The organism is Vibrio sp. TRT 1302, from assembly GCF_050113875.1.
Taxonomy (GTDB): Bacteria; Pseudomonadota; Gammaproteobacteria; order Enterobacterales; family Vibrionaceae; genus Vibrio.
Map to the genome: position 1 here is coordinate 169,147 of NZ_JBNJOF010000006.1, position 21,424 is coordinate 190,570.

Genomic DNA, 21,424 nt, shown 5'->3' on the forward strand with positions numbered 1-21,424 from the left:
ATACAGGTTTGAGTTATGCAAAAAAGTGAATTGAGCAATATCAATATTAGTGATGAACAGGTTCTGATTACGCCAGAAGAGCTCAAGGCAAAATTGCCTCTTAGTGACAAAGCTCGTCGTGCTATTCAAGAATCACGTCAAACCATCGCGAATATCATCCACAAGAAAGACCACCGTCTACTTGTTGTATGCGGACCATGTTCAATCCACGATATCGATGCTGCGAAGGAATACGCTAAGCGTCTTAAAGCACTTTCAGAACAACTGAGTGACCAACTGTATATTGTAATGCGTGTTTACTTCGAAAAACCACGTACAACAGTTGGCTGGAAAGGTTTGATCAATGACCCACATCTAGATGGCTCGTTTGACATTGAGCACGGTCTTCATGTTGGCCGTGAGCTACTTGTCGACCTTGCTGAAATGAATATTCCATTAGCAACTGAAGCTCTGGATCCAATCAGCCCACAATACCTGGCAGATACCTTCAGCTGGGCTGCGATTGGTGCCCGCACCACTGAATCGCAAACTCACCGTGAAATGGCGAGTGGTCTTTCCATGCCAATTGGTTTTAAAAATGGTACAGATGGTAGCCTAGCAACGGCAATTAACGCGATGCAAGCCGCTTCTTCAAGCCACCGCTTTATGGGGATTAACCGTGAAGGTCAGGTTGCTTTACTGACGACTCAAGGCAACCCAAATGGTCATGTGATCCTACGTGGTGGTAAGCAGACCAATTACGATTCAGTTTCTGTGACAGAGTGTGAGCAGGATATGGCCAAGCATGGTTTGGAAGCCTCACTGATGGTGGACTGTAGCCACGCCAACTCACGTAAAGATTTCCGCCGTCAGCCTTTGGTTGCAGAAGATGTGATCCACCAAATTCGTGAAGGGAACAAATCGATTATTGGCCTAATGATCGAAAGTCATATTAACGAGGGCAATCAGTCATCTGATATTCCGTTAAGTGAGATGCAATATGGTGTTTCTATCACCGACGCTTGTATCAATTGGGATACAACTGAGGCACTATTACGCCATGCACATGAAGAGCTAGTCCCTTTCCTAGAAAATCGTTTGAAAGGCTAATGTAGAAGAGCACAAGGAACATCAATGGCCGTTGAATTGAATGAGTTGCGTGATCAGATTGACGCAGTAGATAAACAGATTTTGGATTTGTTAGCCCAGCGACTTGCGTTAGTCGAGAAAGTCGGTGAAGTGAAAAGTAAACACGGCTTACCTATCTATGCCCCAGATCGTGAAGCGGCAATGCTGGCTTCACGTCGTCAAGAAGCAGAAAAGAAAGGCGTGCCACCTCAACTCATTGAAGATATTCTTCGTCGCACAATGCGTGAATCTTATGCCAGTGAGAAAGATTCTGGTTTCAAATGCCTTAATCCTGAGCTTCGCTCTGTGGTGATTGTTGGTGGTCACGGTCAGCTTGGTGGCTTGTTTGGTCGTATGTTTAAGCTTTCGGGTTACGACGTTAAAGTGCTAGGGAGCAAAGACTGGGATCGAGCTGATGAAATGCTTGAAAATGCTGGGATGGTTGTGGTGACGGTTCCCATTCATCTTACCGAAGGTGTGATTGAGAAACTGGGTCAGTTACCTAAAGATTGTATTTTGTGCGATTTAACCTCGATTAAGTCTAAGCCACTACAAGCGATGCTTAATGTGCATCAAGGGCCGGTGGTTGGTCTCCACCCAATGTTTGGTCCTGATGTTCCAAGTTTGGCTAAGCAGGTGATTGTTTACTGTGATGGGCGAGGCGAAGAGAGCTACCAATGGTTGCTGCAACAGTTTTCTATTTGGGGCGCGAGCTTATGTCAGATTGATGCGAGTGAGCATGATCATGGTATGACCTTGATTCAGGCACTACGCCACTTTACTTCATTTGCCTACGGTCTTCACCTTAGCCGTGAAAACCCCAATATCGATAAGCTACTCAAGCTGAGTTCACCTATCTACCGTTTAGAACTTGCTATGGTTGGGCGACTATTTGGTCAAGATCCGAATTTGTACGGTGACATCATTCTCTCTTCTCAAGAGAATATCGACATGATCAAGCGCTTTCACCGTTGTTTTGGTGAAGCTTTGGAGATTCTTGATGGCAAGGACAAACAGGCATTTGTTGAGAGCTTTGACAAAGTCAGTGACTGGTTCGGAGACTACTCGCAGCAGTTCCTTGAGGAGAGCCAAAACTTGTTGAAGCAAGCCAATGACTCCATCCACAGAGGATAGGGGTAGGGATGTAAAAAGAGCGACGTTCAGTCGCTCTTTTTGATCGCAATTATTGAATCACCACAGGTTCTGCTTGTGAAGCCTGTTCGTTTTTCACCGTGCTCACCGAGTTATCACTATACGGTGTATTGGTCAGATTGACTTGTAATCGCACTGTTTCATCGATGATTTTTACCAGTGGTGCCCATTTGACTCCGTTCTCTTTTTCGAAAAGATAGTTAAAGTTCTCTGGCGTCCAATCCATCGTGTATTGCGGATTGAGTGCTCGTCCTAAAAAGCGTACTTCGTAATGCAAGTGCGGCCCTGTAGAGTTACCCGAGTTACCACAAGTGGCGATCAGATCCCCTTTACTCACAAACTGACCACTGCGAACTTTAAACTTGGCGAGGTGAGCATAAGAGCTCATAAAACCAAATGAGTGTCGAACGGTGAGAAAGTTACCAAATCCTTTTGAACTCGGGCGCACGGTTTCTACAACACCATCAGCTGGAGCATAAATCTCTTCGCCGCGTTTACATGTCAGGTCGATGCCCGTATGAGTATGACGTTTGCCTGTAATTGGGTTCGTACGTCTGCCATATGAAGAAGATATGCGCTGGTAGTTGAGCGGAGAATCATTTGGGATCATGCGGAACATGGTCGCACGTACGGCTGAGTCAACCGCTGCGGCATCAAGACGGTCTTCAAGATTCTGTTCATCGCTAAGTGTTTCATCTGCGAGTCCCAATACAGACTCTACGTCAAAGACTCGTTTACCGAGGACTTGAATCTGGTTACGCTTATCTTCCAACTCTTGAGACAGTGAATGGGTGGTGTCCACTTGCTCTTCGTAGAGCATCTCGAGTTCGTTTTTGGCTTGTTCTACTGAGCTGAGTTGATCGAGCAGAGCATTGTAGTTTTGCTGCGTTTTCTGCTGTTGTTGCCAGAAATAAACTCCACCAGAACCTAGCGTACCGATCAGCAGCATAGAGGAAATAATGAAGTTTTTTCTTGAGATATAGAAGTGTTGTACCCCTGAGGAGTCAGGGATAGAAATAGTAATTTTTTTTGACATAAGCTAGTTAGGCTAGGTGTACTCACCTAAATCAGATAAGTGTTCGATGTCTCGATGTAAGAGCTCATCATCACCTACGTTTAGTTCGACCAACCGCTTCAAATGCCCGATACTTTCAATATCAATGTGATCAATGCTCAGACGAATCACATTGTTATTAAGACCAACAATATTCCCTACAAGTTGGATCGTAACATCACTTCCTGGAAGCGAAAATTCAACATCAACTTGTTTACCTGCATCGAGTAAATCCGATTGTTCACTGGTAAGCAATAAACCGTGTAGCGAAAGATCGCTGACAAGGGCGATTACCTCAACGGACTCTTGTGTCAGTACTGCTTGAGCTTGGTAAACAATACGCGAAAAACGACGGCGTTCGATCATAATTTTCTCTCTTAATTGCAACTCGTAAGAGTATCAAAACTAAAGTGGCCACTATGCGCGCTTGTTCGCATTCTTCGCGATCGCAACACGGACAATTATCCGTATTGTGAGCTATATAATAAAGGCCGCTATATTAGCGGCCTTTGCACAAATTTCAAGCGGTATCACATTATTTAGCAATACGCTTGTATTTGATTCGATGCGGTTCCGCAGCTTCTGGACCAAGGGTTTTCTTCAACCAATCCATATACTCAGTATAGTTACCTTCGTAGAAGTTAACCTGACCTTCGTCGCGGTAGTCAATGATATGAGTAGCGATACGGTCTAGGAACCAACGGTCGTGCGAGATAACCATTGCACAGCCAGGGAACTCAAGTAGAGCTTCTTCCAGTGCACGCAGCGTTTCAACGTCAAGGTCGTTGGTTGGCTCATCGAGTAGCAGTACGTTACCGCCAGCTTTTAGAAGCTTAGCCAAGTGAACACGGTTGCGCTCACCGCCTGATAACTCACCGATTATCTTCTGTTGGTCTGAACCTTTGAAGTTAAAGCGAGAGCAGTAGGCACGTGCAGGAATTTCGAAGTGGTTGATCTTGATGATATCTGCGCCTTCAGAAATCTCTTGGTAAACGGTTTTCGAGTCATCCATTGAGTCACGGAACTGGTCAACAGAAGCAAGTTTAACTGTTTCACCCATTTCAATCGTGCCTGAATCTGGTTGTTCAGTGCCACTTAGCATCTTGAACAGCGTCGATTTACCTGCACCGTTAGCACCGATAATACCAACGATCGCACCTTTAGGGATGCTGAATGAAAGGTTATCAATCAGTACTCGGCCGTCAAATGACTTAGTCAGGTTATTCACTTCAATAACTTTGTCACCTAGGCGCTCGCCTGGCGGGATGAATAGTTCGTTAGTCTCGTTACGTTTCTGACGATCACCGCTTTGTAGTTCCTCAAAGCGAGCCATACGTGCTTTAGATTTTGACTGACGACCTTTCGGGTTTTGACGTACCCACTCAAGTTCTTTCTCAATCGTCTTTTGACGAGCTTTCTCTTGTGAAGCTTCTTGTTGTAGACGAGCATCTTTCTGCTCTAGCCAAGAAGTGTAGTTACCTTGCCATGGAATACCTTCACCACGGTCTAGCTCTAGAATCCAACCAGCAGCGTTATCTAGGAAGTAACGGTCGTGGGTGATGGCCACAACAGTGCCTGAATAATCAACTAGGAAGCGTTCTAGCCACGCGACAGATTCTGCATCCAAGTGGTTAGTTGGTTCGTCAAGAAGAAGCATATCTGGGTTTGATAGCAGTAGGCGACAGATCGCTACGCGACGGCGCTCACCACCGGATAAGTGTTGGATCTTCTGATCCCACTCCGGCAGACGCAGTGCATCTGCAGCACGTTCTAGCGCGTTATCTAGATTGTGACCATCTTTTGCTTGAATCAGTGCTTCAAGTTCACCTTGCTCTTTTGCTAGCGCATCAAAGTCGGCATCTGGTTCAGCGTACGCAGCGTATACTTCGTCAAGACGCTTCATTGCACCGGCTACATCAGAAACCGCTTCTTCAACGATTTCACGTACAGTCTTCGACTCATCCAGTACAGGTTCTTGAGGAAGGTAGCCAACGTTTAGGCCTGGTTGTGGGCGTGCTTCACCATCGATATCTGTATCAATGCCAGCCATGATGCGCAGTAGGGTTGATTTACCCGCACCGTTTAGACCCAAAACACCAATTTTTGCGCCTGGGAAGAAGCTTAGAGAGATGTCTTTAAGAATTTGTCGCTTTGGTGGCACAATTTTGCTCACGCGCGACATGGTATATACGTATTCAGCCATTGCCGATCGTTCCTAAATAGTCAATTCACGGAAATGGTTATTTTATACTAAGAGCGAGCAGTTTGTTACTAGAGAAACGGCGTGCTTCGCTGTCGGTGTAATTTATTGGTGATTTAGCGCGCAATGCTTCACCTAAAGCAAGCCAAATGTCACAGTTATGTGAATTTATTATTATTTACATCTCCGCGCTTTACAGGTCTGATTACAATGAGTCTTAATAAGGAACATCATAGCTTTCTATTCTCTAGGACGAGCCTTTATGACGCAGACTTTCCGAAAGTCGCTGCATCGCATTTCTTCATCGCTAGCTCTTGTTTCTTCGATGATATGCAGCGCAACCTTTGCCACATCTGTGGTGGCTGCTGATTTAAAACAGCAAAGAGATTTGTATGACCAAGCTCAAGAGTTCTTAGATGCCAAGCAAGTCGCTCAGTATCTTAAAATTCGTCCACAAATCGCTGACTACCCGCTAACGCCTTACATCGATTACCGCACCTTTCTCGTTGACATCGCACAGCGCTCGCCAACAGAGGTTGAGTCATTTATTCAAGAGCATCAAAGTTTCCCTTTTTCAGCCCGAATTCGAGCCCCGTATCTGGATGAATTGGCAAAAAACGGTGATTGGAAGACCATTTTAGCGTTCCAAACGAGTGAGCCTCGTGGCGAGACGTATCAATGCCACTATTACAATGCGCATGCTCAACAAGGAAATGAAAAAATAGCATTCGAGGGGGCTGAAAAACTCTGGTTATCTGGGCACAGTATTGCGGATGCTTGTGATTCTTTGTTTGAGGCATGGGACAAAGCTGGGCTGAAAAGTGATCAAATGGTCGTTGAGCGCATGCTTCTCGCTTTTGAAGCACGCAACGGTACCCTGATGAGCTACCTGAAGAAACAGGTCAAGTCGTCGCAGGCGACAGGCCAAGCGGAACAAATGCAGGATCTCTTTGGGAACCCCAAACGAGTTGGAGCATTTGCAAAAAAACAGCAGGTAACGCCTTTTAATCAGAAACTGGCTGAATTGGCTCTGAAGAAGCTTGCACGTAAAGATGTCGAACAAGCTCAGCAGCAGTTTAGCTTGGTGGCTCAAGGACAAAAGCTGACGGAGGATACTCAGCAATCATTGGCGGACTACATCTCGTTTCGACTCATTAATACGGACTCTTCATCATTAGCTAAATGGCGTGACAAGCAGATAGCAAGGTCAACAAACGTCGCATTGATAGAGCGTCGTGTGCGGCTCGCTATCCAAATGGCAGATTGGCCAAGTGTTGATAAATGGATTCACAAGTTACCTCAGCCTTCTCAGGAAACTCTCCGTTGGCAGTATTGGTTAGGGCGCAGTGAAATAGAGTCAGGTCAGAAAGCTCAAGGCCATCAGCGATTAGAGAGATTAATTGGTCAGCGTAACTTTTACAGCGTGGCTGCTGCGAAAGAACTTAAGCGTTCGGTCGAATATCCAACCTCAGAAATTTCACTAGATAAGAGTCAGCTTAAAGGGTTTTCTACCGAGCTGATAAGAATAGAAGAACTGATTGATCGCGATAAGATTACCGCAGCGAAAAGTGAGTGGCGTTGGTTACTTGAACGAGCAGATAAGAAACAGCAAGAGATGTTGGCTGCATTTGCTTCTTTCAAAGGCTGGCACCATTTAACCGTTGCTGCGAGCATCAAAGCACAAATGTGGGATAATTTGCAGATTCGTTTCCCAGTCGCTCATCGCTGGTGGTTTGATTTCTATGCAGATAAACACAGCATCGACCCAATAACATTGATGTCTCTGGCTCGCCAAGAGAGTGCGATGGATATCGAAGCGAAATCCCCCGTTGGTGCTCGTGGAATTATGCAGATTATGCCCTCAACCGCTAAGTACACGGCGAGAAAGTATAAGCTGACGTATCAGGGCAAAGATGATTTGTACCAAGTGGGTAAGAACATTGAAATTGGCAGCCATTATCTTGATGGACTGCTAAAACAGTACGATAACAATCGAATTTTTGCGTTAGCCGCGTATAATGCAGGACCTCATCGAGTGAAAACCTGGCGAAATCAGACCCAGGGAAAACTAGACGCTTATGCATTTATCGAGGCGATACCATTCAATGAGACACGTGGATATGTGCAGAACATTTTAATGTTTGAAACTTACTATCGCGAAGTCTTAGGAGTGGATGGGGCGTTCTTGAATCAGCATGAGCTGAACGCGAAATATTAGCGAGCACCTTATCAAATGTCATTGGAACCAGAATACAAAGAGTGGCAGCAGATCTTAGACCTGATTGACCAAAGCACTCAATCTCAACAGCATGAAATGTTACTAACCATGCTACTGACTCCTGATGAGAGAGAGGCTTTAGTGGCGAGAGTCAACATCTTCCGTGAGTTACTGAAAGGGGAGTTGTCACAGCGACAGATAAGCCAGATGCTAGGTGTTGGTATTGCAACCATCACTCGTGGTTCCAATGAACTAAAATCAAAAAGTCCTGATGAAAAACAGGCGATTGCTCAGTTGCTGAATAAAAAATAAGGATGCATTTGCATCCTTATTTTTTACAGATTCGCTGGAAAGTGATCAGGATTGGCAAAAGGAATCAAGGCGAGAATCAGCGCTTGATGATATACGGAGCTGCGCGTCAGCAGATTATGAGTCAGTAAACTGATCGCCCCACCTTTTTGCTTAATATTTTCAGTCGCGAATACCTCGTCCATCACATCGCCCAATTCATGCGCGTCTTTGAGCTTCTCTATCACCATTGGTGGCAACATCAAACTGGCAGAGCGCGATTCTCCACGGTGAGTCGCGGATTCAATGACCATCCAAGCAAACGTGACATTACTTTCGATACCAGCCTCTAAACCAACATAATAATCGGCATCAGGGACAACTTGTTTGGCGTTACGGACTCGGTTTATGGCACCGGTATATGTTTCTTCATTGCTCATCGGTTGGTCTGCAACTTCGCTTGGAACACTTGTACCGACAAAATCAAATTTCTCAGCTGGAAAAGTGGCTTCGAAGGCACTTTTAACCGCATTGATTTTGGCAGGATTAAGCGATGCTACAATCACCTTCTTTTTCGACATCTCGATTTCCTTTGGATTGAGTTTGAGCAAACTGTAACTGGGATAAAGGCAGAGGAGCAGAGAGATAGTAGCCTTGCATATAGTCGCATTTATTGTCTGCTAACCAACGGTGCATCTCTGGTGATTCAATCCCCTCAGCGGTCACCATCATAGATTGAGAATGGCAAAGATCAACCAGTGGTTTCACAACTTGTTGATTATCGGTTTTGATTAAGGTTTCCAAAAACTCACGGTCAAACTTAATTTTCTGTACAGGGTATTCGACTAACTGAGTAATAGAACTGTAGCCGGAACCAAAGTCATCAATCGTCAACTTAAAGCCCATCTGCGCCAAAGCATAGAGTAAGCTATAGCTTTGTGAATCGGATGCGAATGTTTCTGTGATTTCAAAATCAATCAAATCAGCCTGTATCGGATACAAGGACATCAGCTCTTCAATATCGTGCGCTAACTGTAGTGAATCAAGCTCCGCAGAAGAAAGGTTGACTGACAGCTGGATCGGCTCGTCAAAGCAAGTCTGCAATTTGGAAAAATCTTTGAAAGCTTGTTTTATAACCCAACGGTCGATCATACCAAATAGCCCAATCTGTTCAGAAATGGGGATAAATTCAGTTGGTGTCACCTTGCCGAGTTTCGGAGAATCCCAGCGTAATAACGCCTCGACACCTTTTATCTTTTCACCTAGGCGATCATAGTAAGGCTGGTAGAGCAACGTGAATTCATTGTCTAAGTCACCATTGCGCAGCGCGCGTTCTACCTGAGCTCGACGTTGGACAATATCATCAAGCTCCTTCGAATAGTGAGCGATTTGGTTTTTACCTGCTCGCTTAGCTTGATACATTGCCGTATCGGCGTTTGAAAGTAGTTTTGCCAGCACCATGCCGTCATCTGGGTAAGAAGCGATACCGATACTGGCGGTAATCGGGAAGCGACCTAGTTTAGGATCCGCATGATTCTGAATCGGTTCTAATACCGCTTGTGCAATGTGATCAGCATACTGACCGTCGTGGCCGGCGGCGATGAAAATGGCAAACTCATCACCAGATAGACGAGATGCCATGCATTCAATGTCATGGTGTTTCTCTTTATTTTGGCTAAGCGTGCGAATGTGCTCGGCAAAATTGACCAGCAATGAGTCCCCGATATGGTGGCCATATTTATCGTTGACGTATTTAAAATTGTCCAAATCGATGTACAGAATCCAAGCGTGAGTATAGCGATGTTTGTTTGCGAGTGTGCGCTCAACATACACTTGGAATTGGTAGCGATTGGCGAGCTGAGTCAAATGGTCATTTTCAGCCATCGCTTTGGTTTTTTGGTAGCTTGAATTGAGTTCTTTATACATATCGTAGAAACGAACAGAAAGGCGACCAATTTCATTGTTACTGGTGAGTTTCTCGATATTAACACGTTGACGCAGTTCGACTTCTCGCAGTTGACGATCAAGATGGGTGATCGGACTGATGACGTGACGGTAGAGTAAGAACAGTAGGATTAGCACCGTGGCAGCCGAAGAGGCACCAAAGGAAAGCAGCAAACGCTGTTCAACTTTAGCGAGCTTTTCTGTTATTAGGTATTGTGCGGGATCTAACGTTGCGTAAAGTCCTGTTTTAAGCTCAATGGATTGAGTTAATCCGGACTTGGTCACTGGCTGCGAAGAAAAGAAAATACTGCTGTCGTTGTCGAATTCCAGACTACTTTTGAGCTGATCAAATTTGCTCAATGAGAGAGACACAACAACAAAGAAAATTTGATCCTTGTTGTAACTCAAGGGTGAGCTAAGAGTATGAGCATCAAGCACATCATAGCGAATCAGGATACTTTGACCTTGATAACCTTTGGCGAAACCAGTGTGAGAGTTGTCACCAGTGCTTTGATAGAAATGCTGCACATACTTTAAAACGTTATCATCGAGCTTGGCAAAAGGATCACTCTGATTGTCCGCATAAAAACGAACATTCTGTTGACCATCTATAATGGCAACAGCAATGTCATCTTCTTGATTGGGTTGCAGGCTCTTTATGGTGTCCTGCAGGCTTTCAATCATTCTCATCTCGCGATAAGGATTATCCGGCTGACCGAAGTAACGGCGAATAATGTCGCTCTTAGTTAAGGTAAGCGAGTAACTATTGATCAATGAGATAGATTGACGAAAATGGCTGGCGAGCTTCTCCATAGAAAACTGCAAGTAGCTGTTTTCACGCTTTATGAATGCGTCCTTTTGATTCATATAGATGCTATAGCTAGAGATAGCCGCACTTAATAGGATGACGGGCGCAACGAGTAACAGGACTCTAGTGTTTAACTTCATGTTGACTTAGTAACCTATTAATTATCTTTGCTCTTAGACTGATGTTTTCTGCCGAGAGTTCGCTATCTATAAGAGCATGCTCTAACCGGTTGGCTGGTGGAAATAACGTTGTATCGTTTAGATACCAGTCGGGTAAGAGTTCCGTTGCTCTCATATTCGGAGTTGCAGCTTTAATATCGAGTGCATTTTTTGCAGCGACATCTGGCGTCATTAAATACTCTAAAAATTTCACTGCTTGTGCTTTGTTCTCAGAGTGGCTGCTTACAGCCAGACAGTCTACCCAAATAAACATCTCCCCTTCAGGGATGACGTATTCCCATAGATTTTGACCAAGGTAGCGGTTCAATGAGTGCTGATCGCCACTGTAGGCTAAGGCAATTTCTACAGGGGCATCGTCAGATTGGCTTCTGATATGGCTGAGAATATATTCGTAGGTATGAACGGCTCGATTGAAAGCGAGCAGTTTAGGATAGGCTTCTTGCAACTCAGTTGGGTTAGCGGTTGTCGGTGACATGTTAAGGCTATAAAGAACGGGTAAGAACGTTTCAGTACTGTCATTGATCATACCGATTTTACCTACTAGCTCTGGTGGAGGAGTCACAAAACCTTGCCAAGTTTTTGGTGGTATAGAGATGCGATCTTTGCGGTAAGCGATGCCTACCGATCCCCAGAAATATGGAACGGCGTAGTCACCGCACGCTTGGTTCCAACTCGCTGCATTATTCGTTCTGTTTTTTAGCTGAGTTAACTCTTCAAAAGCGCCAATTCTTCCGTAAATTTGTGCCGATACATTGTCGAGTACGACGACATCAAATGGTAGCTGGAAACTTTTCATCATCAATAGACTACGCTCGTCATCATTATCGAAATGAGAGAGATGAAGTGGCACACCCGACTGGGTTTCCCAATTGTTCCGTACGGTTGGTGAGAGAGAGTCTTCCCACATGTAAACGCTTAATGAAGAAGCGCAAACTGAAGAACTGATCAGAAACACTAAGGATAACAACGAAGTTCTCATGCTGACTGGGCGATACCTTAAAAGAGTACTTACGATCAGCTGAATGGAGCTGACACAACACTAATATGCAACTAAATGTTAGATACTAAGAATATTAGTGAAAAGTGTCAGCTGTTAGATAAGATTTCTTTGAGCTACGTAGACTAATTATTGCAATTTAACCTGAGTGGGCTTCACATTTTCGCTTGGGTAACACCCCAATACTTTCAGATGTTTAGTGATCTTAGTCAATTCATTCAACGCTTGCTGCATTTGTTGAGAGTCTAAATGAGCTTCGAGGTCGACGTAGAACATCTCTTCCCACGGATTACCCATGATTGGACGTGATTCCAGTTTAGTCATATTGATGCCGTAACGTTGCAGTATCAACAGTGTTTCAACCAGTGAGCCCGCTTCTTGGGACGTTGACATGATTAAAGTGGTCTTCGCGGGGATTTGCGCAGATACCTCGACCGGCTTACGAGCCACGACAATAAAGCGAGTATGGTTTTCTGTCTGGTTGGCGATATTACTTTGGATAGGCTGTAGACCGTACAGCTTGCCGCTAGACGCATTGCCAATCGCTGCCACATCATTGCGGTTTAGTTCCTTTACTTTTCTCATTGCGTCGGCGGTGCTGGCACAAGATTCAAGCTTAACGCCTTCGAGTTTACTCAAGAACTCACTACACTGCGCATGTGGTTGCGGGTGTGAGTAGAGCGTTTTGATCTCTTCAAGACGTAGATCCGAGTTCGCTACTAAGCAATGCTCGATAGGCAAGGTTAGCTCGCCCACAATGTATAGAGTAGTGTGTTGCAGTAGGTCATACACCTCGTTAATTGAACCTGAACTGGTGTTTTCGATAGGAAGTACACCAAAGTCTGCATGACCTGACTCAACAGTATTAGTGACTTGCTTGAAGTGTTCACAGTTCAGTTCGATCAGTTCTGTGTTCTTGCGACTGAAGTACTCTCGACTGGCGAGATGTGAGTATGAGCCCTTTGAGCCGAGGAATGCTACACGAGCCAGAGGCTTGCGGCTCAGCTCTGGGTTTGCCAAATTTTGCAGGTATGATTGCTGTAGTAAAACAGAGTCTTCGATGATGGTGTGGAATAACTTGGTGATGTACTGAGCATCAAGTTGGTACTTATCCTGTCCGTTATTGATCAACTTAACTAATAGCTGTTGTTCTCGATCGGCATCTCGCACCGGTTTTGAGGTCTGCACTTTACTTTTCGCGACCTCTATACTCATTTTACGACGTTCAGATAACAGTCTTAGTAGCTGATCATCCAGTTCGTTTAAACGCAGTCGTATTTCTTCAAGTGAGTATTTTTGGTCAGTCATCCTAGTATTCCTCATAAAAAAAGCCTCCCGTGGGAGGCTTTCTGTTCGTTTTTGACTTATCTTTCGAAAACGCGAGAGCCCCCAAGTTTAATGGAGAAAAAAGAAGTCAAAAAAGAACAGAGTGATTTGGTGCATAACAATTTACTTTGTTGTGAATCTTTAAACACAATAAGCAACGGAGTATGGAGCGTCAACAAAAAAATAGCGCCCCTAGGCGCTATTTTTAATTGCTGGTACAAAATTCGATTTTATTCCGTTTCTTCTTCAAGCTCTGGCTTATCGGTACGGCGCGCTTCAGGTTTGTGGCGCAGTTTGTTTAGCTGACGTTCTAACTTTTGTTCTACCTCATTAACGGCAGCATATAAATCTTCGTGAGTAGCGGAAGCAACTAGTTGTCCTTTTGGCACGGTAATAACAGCTTCAAATTTCTTCTGTTTATTTGGCTCCTCGCTGAACGTTGCCTGACAACCAATAATGTCTACTTGCCACTTTTCTAACTTCTTAAACTTGCTCTCAATATGAGTGCGGATTGCAGAGGTGATGTCGATATTTTTACCAGTGATATTTACTTTCATAGATGTTTTCCTCTGTTTCATCCCTCATGGGTTAACTCCAGATTACTTATTCAAAGATAAAATAATGTGATCTAGATCACCTATTGATAGGTGTTTTTCGTGCTTAAAACTAAACGTGATCCAACTCAAAGAGTACGTGAATTTTAGTGTGAAAAAGCTTGTGCTAGATGAAAAACTGATTAGATTGGTAAGGGTAACGTGCTAAAAATTCAATGCTTTTTAGGGACGTTGTTCGACCTAATAAAAGTCTTTGCCTATCATTTAGCCACCTATCATTTGTGAATTAAATCCCAGATTTTCTTCTGCTTTATTTCTCTACCGAACGTCAAATAACTCTTGAGTTCTATTCAATGGTCACTAATTGAGCTTGTGATGCTTGCTGCTCTCTTAGCTGCTTTAGAGATTTGAGCTGTTTGTAGATGACAAAGTAGCGATTGATATTGGATACGTAGTGAACGGGCTCTCTGCCGATATTTCTTCGAGCCATGATTTCTACGTTGCGAAACCATTTGTTTGGGTCATAACCATTCTGTTCAGCGAGTCGTCGCATTTTCCTAATATTGGCTGGCCCTGCATTGTAAGCGGCTAGTGTAAAGTAGACTTGATCATCCGGAAGGATATTGTCGTCATTGAAATATCGGTCCTTGATAAAGCGCATGTATTTCACACCTGCATGGATGTTGTTATCTACTTGATAAATATCAGGAATATTTACATTAGGATCTTTTGCCGTGCTGGGTAATACCTGCATCACACCAACAGCGCCTTTGTGCGAGACTTTACTCTGATCCAGCCCTGATTCTTGAAAACCTTGAGCCGAAATCATTAATGAATCAAAACGGTATCGTTCTGAGTAGATATCAAAGATCGGTGAGAGAGACTCAAGTTTATTGATGTGATTGGGGTTGAGAATTCGTTTAAGCCAGTTTGTATTGCCAAGATATTTGGCATAGATGACATTCCCAAGCAAAGTGCCGGAGCGATAATCCTTGAGGTACTGGTTTACAAAGGTCGCAAGTTGGGGGCTTTGTTGGCGCATCGCCCACGCAATTTCACCATCTGTTCTGAGAGGAAGAGACGAGTGAATCTGAATATTCTCCATCACTTTCAACCACAACTCACTTTTATGACTGTCTAGCACGGTGGCTGGAACATGGCCTTGGTTGACCATTTCAATGAGTTCGTAGTCTTGAAGTGTTTCTTCGACAAAACGGACTGTGATTGGAGGGAGTGACTGCTGTTCTAGTTTCTGGTTGAGTTTTTGTATGCTTTCAAAGTAGCTCGAACTTGCACGTACCCAAATATCTCGACCGCTTAGCTGCGATAGCTCTTCTATTGGTGCCTCATCTTTGTGGGTGATGAGTAACTCCTGAACGCCAGTCAGCACAGGATCACTAAAGGCGACTTGATCGATTCGGGTTTCGGTCACGGTTAAATTGGCGACGGCTAAGTCACCGTAACCGTCAACTAGCGCAGGAAGCAGTTCATCACGGTGAACGGGGATCACTTGTAAATTGAAGTAGGAAGAACGTTGCCTAAGCTCTTTTTCAAAATGGTAAAGGAGCTCCGCAAGGATACCTTTCGGGCGGCCATCTTCTATATAGTAGAAACCTAAATCCGCAGCGACCAATACTCTAATGACCCCTTTTTTCTCCAGCTGAGAGAGATCACCAAAATAGGGTTGTTTTTGTAGTGGTGAAAGTGACAAGGCCTGCGCGTTTCCGATGAAAAAGCACAGTAAAGAAATAATAGCAACGGTTCGTAGCATGCAACACCTCAACAATACACTGAATAAAATGTAGTTCTTTAGTTCAACATGCGCAAAGTTCGCCAATAAAAAAACCTCCATGTCGGAGGTTTTTTTGCTTTATTTAATAGACGCTTACTGAGGGTTAAGCTCAATCAGTTGCTCAGTTCTTTTGATCGCATCTTCAAGTCCTAGTTGCTTGTAGGCTTCCAATTGAATCTCTAGTGATTTACGAGCGGCTTCAGTGTCTGGATAGGTTTTTTGCAATTCTTGGGTGCGGTTAATCGCGGCAATCCAAGCCTCACGGCGTAGATAAAAGTCAGCCGTTGCTAAATCGTACTGAGCAAGACGATTTTTTAGCGCATACATACGTTTTTGTGAGTCTTCTGCATAAGGGCTATCTGGGTAGCGCTCAAGCAGTTTTTTAAAGTCAGCAAAGGCTTTTTTCACTGGCTCTGGATCACGATCACTACGATCAGTGTTAAGCAAGTCATGCATAAAGTTGCGGTCTTGTGCCATGTGTGTCAAACCACGCATATAAAGAACCCAATCCAATTTTTCGTGCGTTGGGTTTAAGCGTGTAAAGCGTTCAATCGTTGCGAGACCTAATGCTAGATCATCATTTTTGTAGTACGCATAAATTAGGTCTAGCTGAACCTGTTCTGAGTAAGCACCAAATGGGTAACGAGAGTCGAGTGCTTCAAGCTTATCAATGGCAGTAAGCCAGTTACCACTTTGAAGCGAAACCTGTGCTTCTGAGTAAAGCTCAGATGGTGGCACATCTGGAACAACCTCTTCGCTGCTAGAGCAGCCTACCAGTACTGATAATGCCAACAAGCCAGATAAAGTATGCTTTTTCATGTCAGGATTCGATTCCTTGAGATAAATATTTCTGTTGCTTCCGTTACTTTCTATTCCGTAACAGATACAATGTCCAATAGTACATTTTTCCACAGTAGTGACAATTAGTCTCACAGTTTTTAAAAAAGTTCGATATGGCCCAGCAGATTGAGTTAACAAACACAGTAAAAGATAGCCAACTAGGGCAGCGCCTAGACCAGGCTATTGCGGAATTATTCGCTGATTTCTCTCGTTCACGCCTCAAAGAGTGGCTATTAGACGGGAAAGTTCAGGTGAATGGTGAAGTCGTCACCAAACCTCGTACCAAAGTGATGGGCGGTGAAGAGATTATTCTGCAAGCGGAACTTGAAGATGAACAGCGTTGGGAAGCGCAAGATATTCCATTAGATATCGTTTATGAAGACGATGACATTCTAGTGATCAATAAACCACGAGGGTTTGTTGTTCACCCAGGAGCAGGCACGCCAGATGGTACTGTGCTGAATGCTTTACTCCACCATTACCCAAATATTGCCGAAGTACCTCGTGCAGGTATCGTTCACCGTCTAGATAAAGACACAACGGGCTTGATGGTTGTAGCAAAAACAGTTCCGGCACAAACACGATTAGTTCGTGCTTTGCAGAAAAAGCGTCACTTTACTCGTGAGTATGAAGCGATTGCTATTGGTCGAATGACCGCTGGTGGGCGAGTTGATCAACCTATTGGTCGTCATTCAACGAAGCGTACCCTAATGGCGGTAAGCCCAATGGGGAAACCAGCCGTAACGCACTACCGAGTAGCAGAACACTTCCGTGAGCATACCCGTATCCGTCTGCGTCTTGAAACTGGTCGTACGCACCAGATTCGTGTGCACATGTCATACCTACAGCACCCTCTGTTAGGTGATACTGCCTATGGTGGACGTGCGCGTATTCCAGCGGGCGCGACAGAAGAGTTGGCGACAATGATTCGTTCATTCGACCGTCAAGCCCTTCACGCGGTGATGCTAAAGTTTGAACATCCTATTACAGGCGAAGAAGTCGAATTCCATGCGCCTGTACCAGATGACATGGTTGCCATGGCAGAAGCTCTGCGACAAGACGTTCGTGAACATGGTTTAGGCGACGAGATCTAACCATGGAGATGATCATCCCCAACTGGCCAGCAGCGAAACATATAAAAGCGTTTTCCTCTACTCGAGGAGAAGGTTTTTCTGTTGGCGCTTATCAAGGACTAAATCTTGGGACTCATGTTGGTGATGATTATGCGATCGTTGAGAAAAATCGTCATTGGTTGGCGCAGAAAGCGTCTATGCCTTCTGCGCCAGTATGGCTGAATCAGACCCACTCGACGGTGGTGGTTAACTTAGATGCTCCAACCAATGACGTTCTGGATGCTGACGGAGCGTTTACTAAGCACCAAGGCGTCGTTTGCTCGGCAATGACAGCTGACTGCTTACCAGTACTACTGACCAACGTGTCAGGTACTCAAGTCGCCGCGGTTCATGCCGGATGGCGAGGATTAGCGCACGGCATTGTCGAAAATGCTGTCGAAAAGTTTGAGGGTGAGGTTATGGCGTGGATTGGTCCTGCCATTGGCCCACGTGTATTTGAGGTTGGCCAAGATGTCGTAGAGGCATTTACTCGCGTCGAACCACGAGCCATTGATGCCTTTGAACCCCGAACTCAGCAGGGGAAATGGCTAGCGGACATGAACCTACTTGTTACCCAACGATTGCGTCGAGTCGGTGTTGAACACATCTTTTATAGCAATTTATGTACTTACTCTGACTCTGAACGATTTTATTCCTATCGCCGAGATGGCATCACAGGTAGACAAGCGACCTTTATCTGGATAGAAAAATAATCGCTTTATTTCCTACCGTAAACTCTATTCCTCCCCTTGAAAAACTCTATTGGCGTATCCATCTTTCATACTGATTAGTTATTTTTTCTCAGTTGAGATAGGAAGGTAGATATGCGTCTTGACAGATTCACAAGCAAATTCCAAATCGCCATATCTGACGCTCAATCGTTGGCATTGGGCCGCGATCATCAATACATTGAACCAGTGCACCTGATGGTGGCATTAATGGATCAGAATGGCAGTCCTATTCGTCCCTTGCTCACCATGCTAAATGTAGACATTACTCATTTGCGCTCGAAGTTGAGTGAGATCCTTGACCGTTTACCGAAAGTGAGTGGTATTGGTGGCGATGTGCAGCTCTCTAGCGCTATGGGAACCATGTTTAACCTGTGCGACAAAGTGGCTCAGAAGCGTCAAGATGCCTACATCTCATCAGAGATTTTTCTATTAGCTGCATTAGAAGACCGAGGTCAGTTGGGCTCACTGCTGAAAGAGCTAGGCTTAACTGAAACCAAAGTATCTGAAGCTATCGATCAGGTTCGAGGTGGACAGAAAGTGAATGATCCGAATGCGGAAGAGCTTCGCCAAGCACTGGAAAAATTCACCATCGATCTGACAGAGCGCGCTGAACAAGGGAAACTCGATCCAGTTATTGGCCGCGATGACGAAATTCGCCGCACCATTCAAGTCTTGCAGCGTCGTACCAAAAACAACCCCGTCATAATTGGTGAGCCGGGCGTTGGTAAAACAGCGATTGTTGAAGGTTTAGCGCAGCGTATCGTTAATAACGAAGTACCGGAAGGTTTGCGCGGTCGTCGTGTGCTCTCGCTCGATATGGGAGCGCTGGTGGCAGGTGCTAAGTATCGTGGTGAGTTTGAAGAGCGTCTGAAATCGGTTCTCAATGAACTGTCAAAAGAAGAGGGCAACATTATCCTCTTTATCGACGAAATTCATACGATGGTTGGTGCCGGTAAAGGAGAAGGCTCTATGGATGCAGGCAACATGCTTAAGCCTGCATTAGCAAGAGGTGAGTTGCATTGCGTTGGTGCGACGACACTTGATGAGTACCGTCAATACATAGAAAAAGACCCTGCGTTGGAGCGTCGATTCCAAAAAGTCATCGTTGATGAGCCAAGTGTTGAAGATACCGTGGCGATCTTGCGCGGACTTAAAGAGCGTTATGAACTTCATCACCACGTTGAAATTACCGACCCTGCGATTGTTGCAGCGGCGAGTTTATCGCATCGCTACGTATCAGATCGTCAACTACCCGATAAAGCCATCGATTTGATTGACGAAGCGGCTTCCAGCATCCGTATGCAAATCGACTCTAAACCGGAATCTCTAGATAAGTTAGAGCGTAAAATCATTCAGCTCAAAATCGAGCAACAGGCTCTGATTAATGAACATGATGATGCCAGTGAAAAACGACTAACTATCTTAAACGAAGAATTAGCGGATAAAGAAAGAGAGTTTGCGGAACTTGAAGAAGTTTGGAACGCAGAAAAAGCGGCTCTGTCGGGAACACAGCATATTAAGTCAGCGCTAGAACAAGCACGCATGGATATGGAGTTTGCCCGTCGAGCTGGGGATCTTAACCGAATGTCCGAGTTGCAGTATGGGCGTATCCCTGAACTAGAAAAACAGCTAGATCTTGCGACTCAAGCTGAAATGCAGGAAATGACCCTACTGCGTAATAAGGTCACAGACAATGAAATTGCCGATGTTCTGTCTAAGCAGACAGGGATACCAGTCTCGAAAATGCTGGAAGCAGAAAAAGAAAAACTGCTCCGCATGGAAGATGTACTGCATAAGAGCGTCATTGGTCAGACCGAAGCGGTAGAGGTAGTCTCCAATGCCATTCGCCGTAGTCGTGCAGGCTTGTCGGATCCAAACCAGCCAATTGGCTCATTCCTATTCTTAGGCCCAACAGGGGTAGGTAAAACCGAGCTATGTAAGACACTGGCTAAATTCATGTTCGATAGTGAAGATGCGATGGTTCGTATCGACATGTCTGAATTCATGGAAAAACACTCAGTGGCAAGATTGGTAGGTGCGCCTCCAGGTTACGTTGGTTACGAAGAAGGTGGCTATTTGACAGAAGCGGTTCGCCGCAAACCGTATTCGGTTATCTTGTTGGATGAAGTTGAAAAGGCGCATCCTGATGTCTTTAACATCTTGCTGCAAGTGCTTGATGATGGCCGTTTAACGGATGGGCAGGGTAGAACGGTCGATTTTCGCAATACAGTGGTCATCATGACCTCTAACCTAGGTTCGACTCGAATCCAAGAAAACTTTGGAACCGTTGATTATCAGGGCATGAAACAGCAAGTCATGGATGTGGTGAGCAAACACTTCCGCCCAGAGTTTCTAAACCGAGTTGATGAAAGCGTAGTGTTCCACCCATTGGGTCAAGACCACATTAAAGCGATTGCTTCTATTCAGCTAGCACGTTTATCTAAACGGATGGAAGAGAAAGGTTACTCGTTAGAAGTCTCTGACAAAGCGCTGGAACTTATTGCTCAAGTTGGGTTTGATCCAGTATATGGCGCAAGACCACTCAAACGAGCCATTCAGCAAAGTGTTGAGAACCCGCTGGCGAAAGCCATTTTGGCAGGTAAAGTTGTACCGGATCTGCCAGTTAAATTGCTGGTGAACAACGATCAGATTATTGCTCACCAATAATTACAGCTATTACAGCACTATCAAGAGGGCCTTTTTAAGGCCCTTTTGCTCTGTTTTTAGGCGTATTGTTTGTTATGTGAGCGAACGATGCGAAAAACGATATTTTTTTGAATTTAGCTCTTGTGCTCATTTGGAAACTCCCTATAATGCGCCTCCGTTGCCACGGGATACCGAGCTAATAAGCGCTGGCAATAACGACGGTGAAAGTTAACTAATAACTTTCGAAGAAATAACGAAAAAAGTGTTTGACACTGAAAGTTATCTCGATAAAATGGCCGTCCGTTTTGAGAAGACCTCAAAACAAAAGCTCTTTAAAAATATAGACCTATCAATCTGTGTGGGCACTCGTTGATGATAATCCAATTCGATACTTCGGTATCAAATTAGGTTTCAATGAAACGAAGTGACCATTGAATCGAAAGATTCAGCACAGTCAATTCAAACATTACTTATGT

Annotated in this window: 17 protein-coding genes and 1 other annotated feature; of the genes, 7 read left to right on the plus strand and 10 right to left on the minus strand. The window is 44.7% G+C overall.

Annotated elements, in window-relative coordinates:
• Positions 1-15: 15 nt before the first annotated feature.
• A complete protein-coding gene (locus ACQEXP_RS10905; RefSeq protein WP_138971369.1) occupies positions 16-1,089 on the plus strand; it encodes a 3-deoxy-7-phosphoheptulonate synthase in 1,074 nt (357 codons plus the stop codon).
• Positions 1,090-1,113: 24 nt separating this feature from the next.
• Positions 1,114-2,241, plus strand: a complete 1,128-nt coding sequence (gene tyrA, locus ACQEXP_RS10910; RefSeq protein WP_269377372.1) for a bifunctional chorismate mutase/prephenate dehydrogenase — start codon at positions 1,114-1,116, stop codon at positions 2,239-2,241.
• Positions 2,242-2,290: 49 nt separating this feature from the next.
• Here the strand turns inward: tyrA and ACQEXP_RS10915 are convergent, their stop codons facing one another.
• The 3 genes from ACQEXP_RS10915 to ettA form a co-directional block, all read right to left on the minus strand.
• A complete protein-coding gene (locus ACQEXP_RS10915) occupies positions 2,291-3,295 on the minus strand; it encodes a peptidoglycan DD-metalloendopeptidase family protein (protein WP_426969838.1) in 1,005 nt (334 codons plus the stop codon).
• A gap of 12 nt (positions 3,296-3,307) precedes the next feature.
• Positions 3,308-3,679, minus strand: a complete 372-nt coding sequence (locus tag ACQEXP_RS10920) for a PilZ domain-containing protein (protein WP_269377370.1) — start codon at positions 3,677-3,679, stop codon at positions 3,308-3,310.
• Positions 3,680-3,848: 169 nt separating this feature from the next.
• Positions 3,849-5,516: an energy-dependent translational throttle protein EttA gene (ettA, locus tag ACQEXP_RS10925; RefSeq protein ID WP_269377369.1), complete on the minus strand. Its 1,668-nt coding sequence runs from the start codon at positions 5,514-5,516 to the stop codon at positions 3,849-3,851.
• 259 nt (positions 5,517-5,775) lie between these two features.
• On the opposite strand from ettA, the gene sltY reads away from it, so the two are divergent.
• Entirely contained in the window at positions 5,776-7,731 is a 1,956-nt protein-coding gene (sltY, locus tag ACQEXP_RS10930; RefSeq protein ID WP_426969840.1) for a murein transglycosylase, read from the plus strand.
• A 15-nt stretch (positions 7,732-7,746) separates the two neighbouring features.
• Positions 7,747-8,043, plus strand: coding sequence for a trp operon repressor (trpR, locus tag ACQEXP_RS10935; RefSeq protein ID WP_138971363.1), 297 nt, complete (start codon positions 7,747-7,749; stop codon positions 8,041-8,043).
• A gap of 23 nt (positions 8,044-8,066) precedes the next feature.
• Here trpR and yjjX read toward each other — a convergent pair whose 3' ends face one another.
• The 7 genes from yjjX to ACQEXP_RS10970 all read right to left on the minus strand — a co-directional run bounded on the left by yjjX (position 8,067) and on the right by ACQEXP_RS10970 (position 16,438).
• A complete protein-coding gene (yjjX, locus tag ACQEXP_RS10940; RefSeq protein WP_426969842.1) occupies positions 8,067-8,600 on the minus strand; it encodes an inosine/xanthosine triphosphatase in 534 nt (177 codons plus the stop codon).
• Entirely contained in the window at positions 8,566-10,911 is a 2,346-nt protein-coding gene (locus ACQEXP_RS10945; protein WP_426969844.1) for a putative bifunctional diguanylate cyclase/phosphodiesterase, read from the minus strand. The genes yjjX and ACQEXP_RS10945 overlap by 35 nt, the downstream gene beginning before the upstream one ends.
• Positions 10,895-11,929, minus strand: coding sequence for a polyamine ABC transporter substrate-binding protein (locus ACQEXP_RS10950; protein ID WP_269377365.1), 1,035 nt, complete (start codon positions 11,927-11,929; stop codon positions 10,895-10,897). Before ACQEXP_RS10950 ends, ACQEXP_RS10945 begins: the two co-directional genes overlap by 17 nt.
• Before the next feature lie 147 nt (positions 11,930-12,076).
• Positions 12,077-13,255, minus strand: coding sequence for a prephenate dehydratase (gene pheA / locus ACQEXP_RS10955; RefSeq protein ID WP_269377364.1), 1,179 nt, complete (start codon positions 13,253-13,255; stop codon positions 12,077-12,079).
• Between the two features lie 13 nt (positions 13,256-13,268).
• Positions 13,269-13,388: a sequence feature (Phe leader region), on the minus strand.
• A 115-nt stretch (positions 13,389-13,503) separates the two neighbouring features.
• The gene (hpf, locus tag ACQEXP_RS10960) at positions 13,504-13,830 is read right to left on the minus strand and encodes a ribosome hibernation-promoting factor, HPF/YfiA family (RefSeq protein ID WP_138971358.1); all 327 of its coding nucleotides are present in this window, start codon (positions 13,828-13,830) and stop codon (positions 13,504-13,506) included.
• A 343-nt stretch (positions 13,831-14,173) separates the two neighbouring features.
• Positions 14,174-15,598: a transglycosylase SLT domain-containing protein gene (locus ACQEXP_RS10965; protein WP_426969847.1), complete on the minus strand. Its 1,425-nt coding sequence runs from the start codon at positions 15,596-15,598 to the stop codon at positions 14,174-14,176.
• 114 nt (positions 15,599-15,712) lie between these two features.
• Entirely contained in the window at positions 15,713-16,438 is a 726-nt protein-coding gene (locus ACQEXP_RS10970; RefSeq protein WP_269377360.1) for an outer membrane protein assembly factor BamD, read from the minus strand.
• A gap of 134 nt (positions 16,439-16,572) precedes the next feature.
• Between ACQEXP_RS10970 and rluD the strand changes: the two genes are divergently transcribed.
• The 3 genes from rluD (at position 16,573) to clpB (ending at position 20,969) form a co-directional block, all read left to right on the plus strand.
• The gene (gene rluD / locus ACQEXP_RS10975) at positions 16,573-17,553 is read left to right on the plus strand and encodes a 23S rRNA pseudouridine(1911/1915/1917) synthase RluD (protein ID WP_269377359.1); all 981 of its coding nucleotides are present in this window, start codon (positions 16,573-16,575) and stop codon (positions 17,551-17,553) included.
• 2 nt (positions 17,554-17,555) lie between these two features.
• The gene (gene pgeF / locus ACQEXP_RS10980) at positions 17,556-18,284 is read left to right on the plus strand and encodes a peptidoglycan editing factor PgeF (protein ID WP_426969849.1); all 729 of its coding nucleotides are present in this window, start codon (positions 17,556-17,558) and stop codon (positions 18,282-18,284) included.
• A 111-nt stretch (positions 18,285-18,395) separates the two neighbouring features.
• The gene (gene clpB, locus ACQEXP_RS10985) at positions 18,396-20,969 is read left to right on the plus strand and encodes an ATP-dependent chaperone ClpB (RefSeq protein ID WP_269377356.1); all 2,574 of its coding nucleotides are present in this window, start codon (positions 18,396-18,398) and stop codon (positions 20,967-20,969) included.
• Positions 20,970-21,424 lie beyond the last annotated feature (455 nt).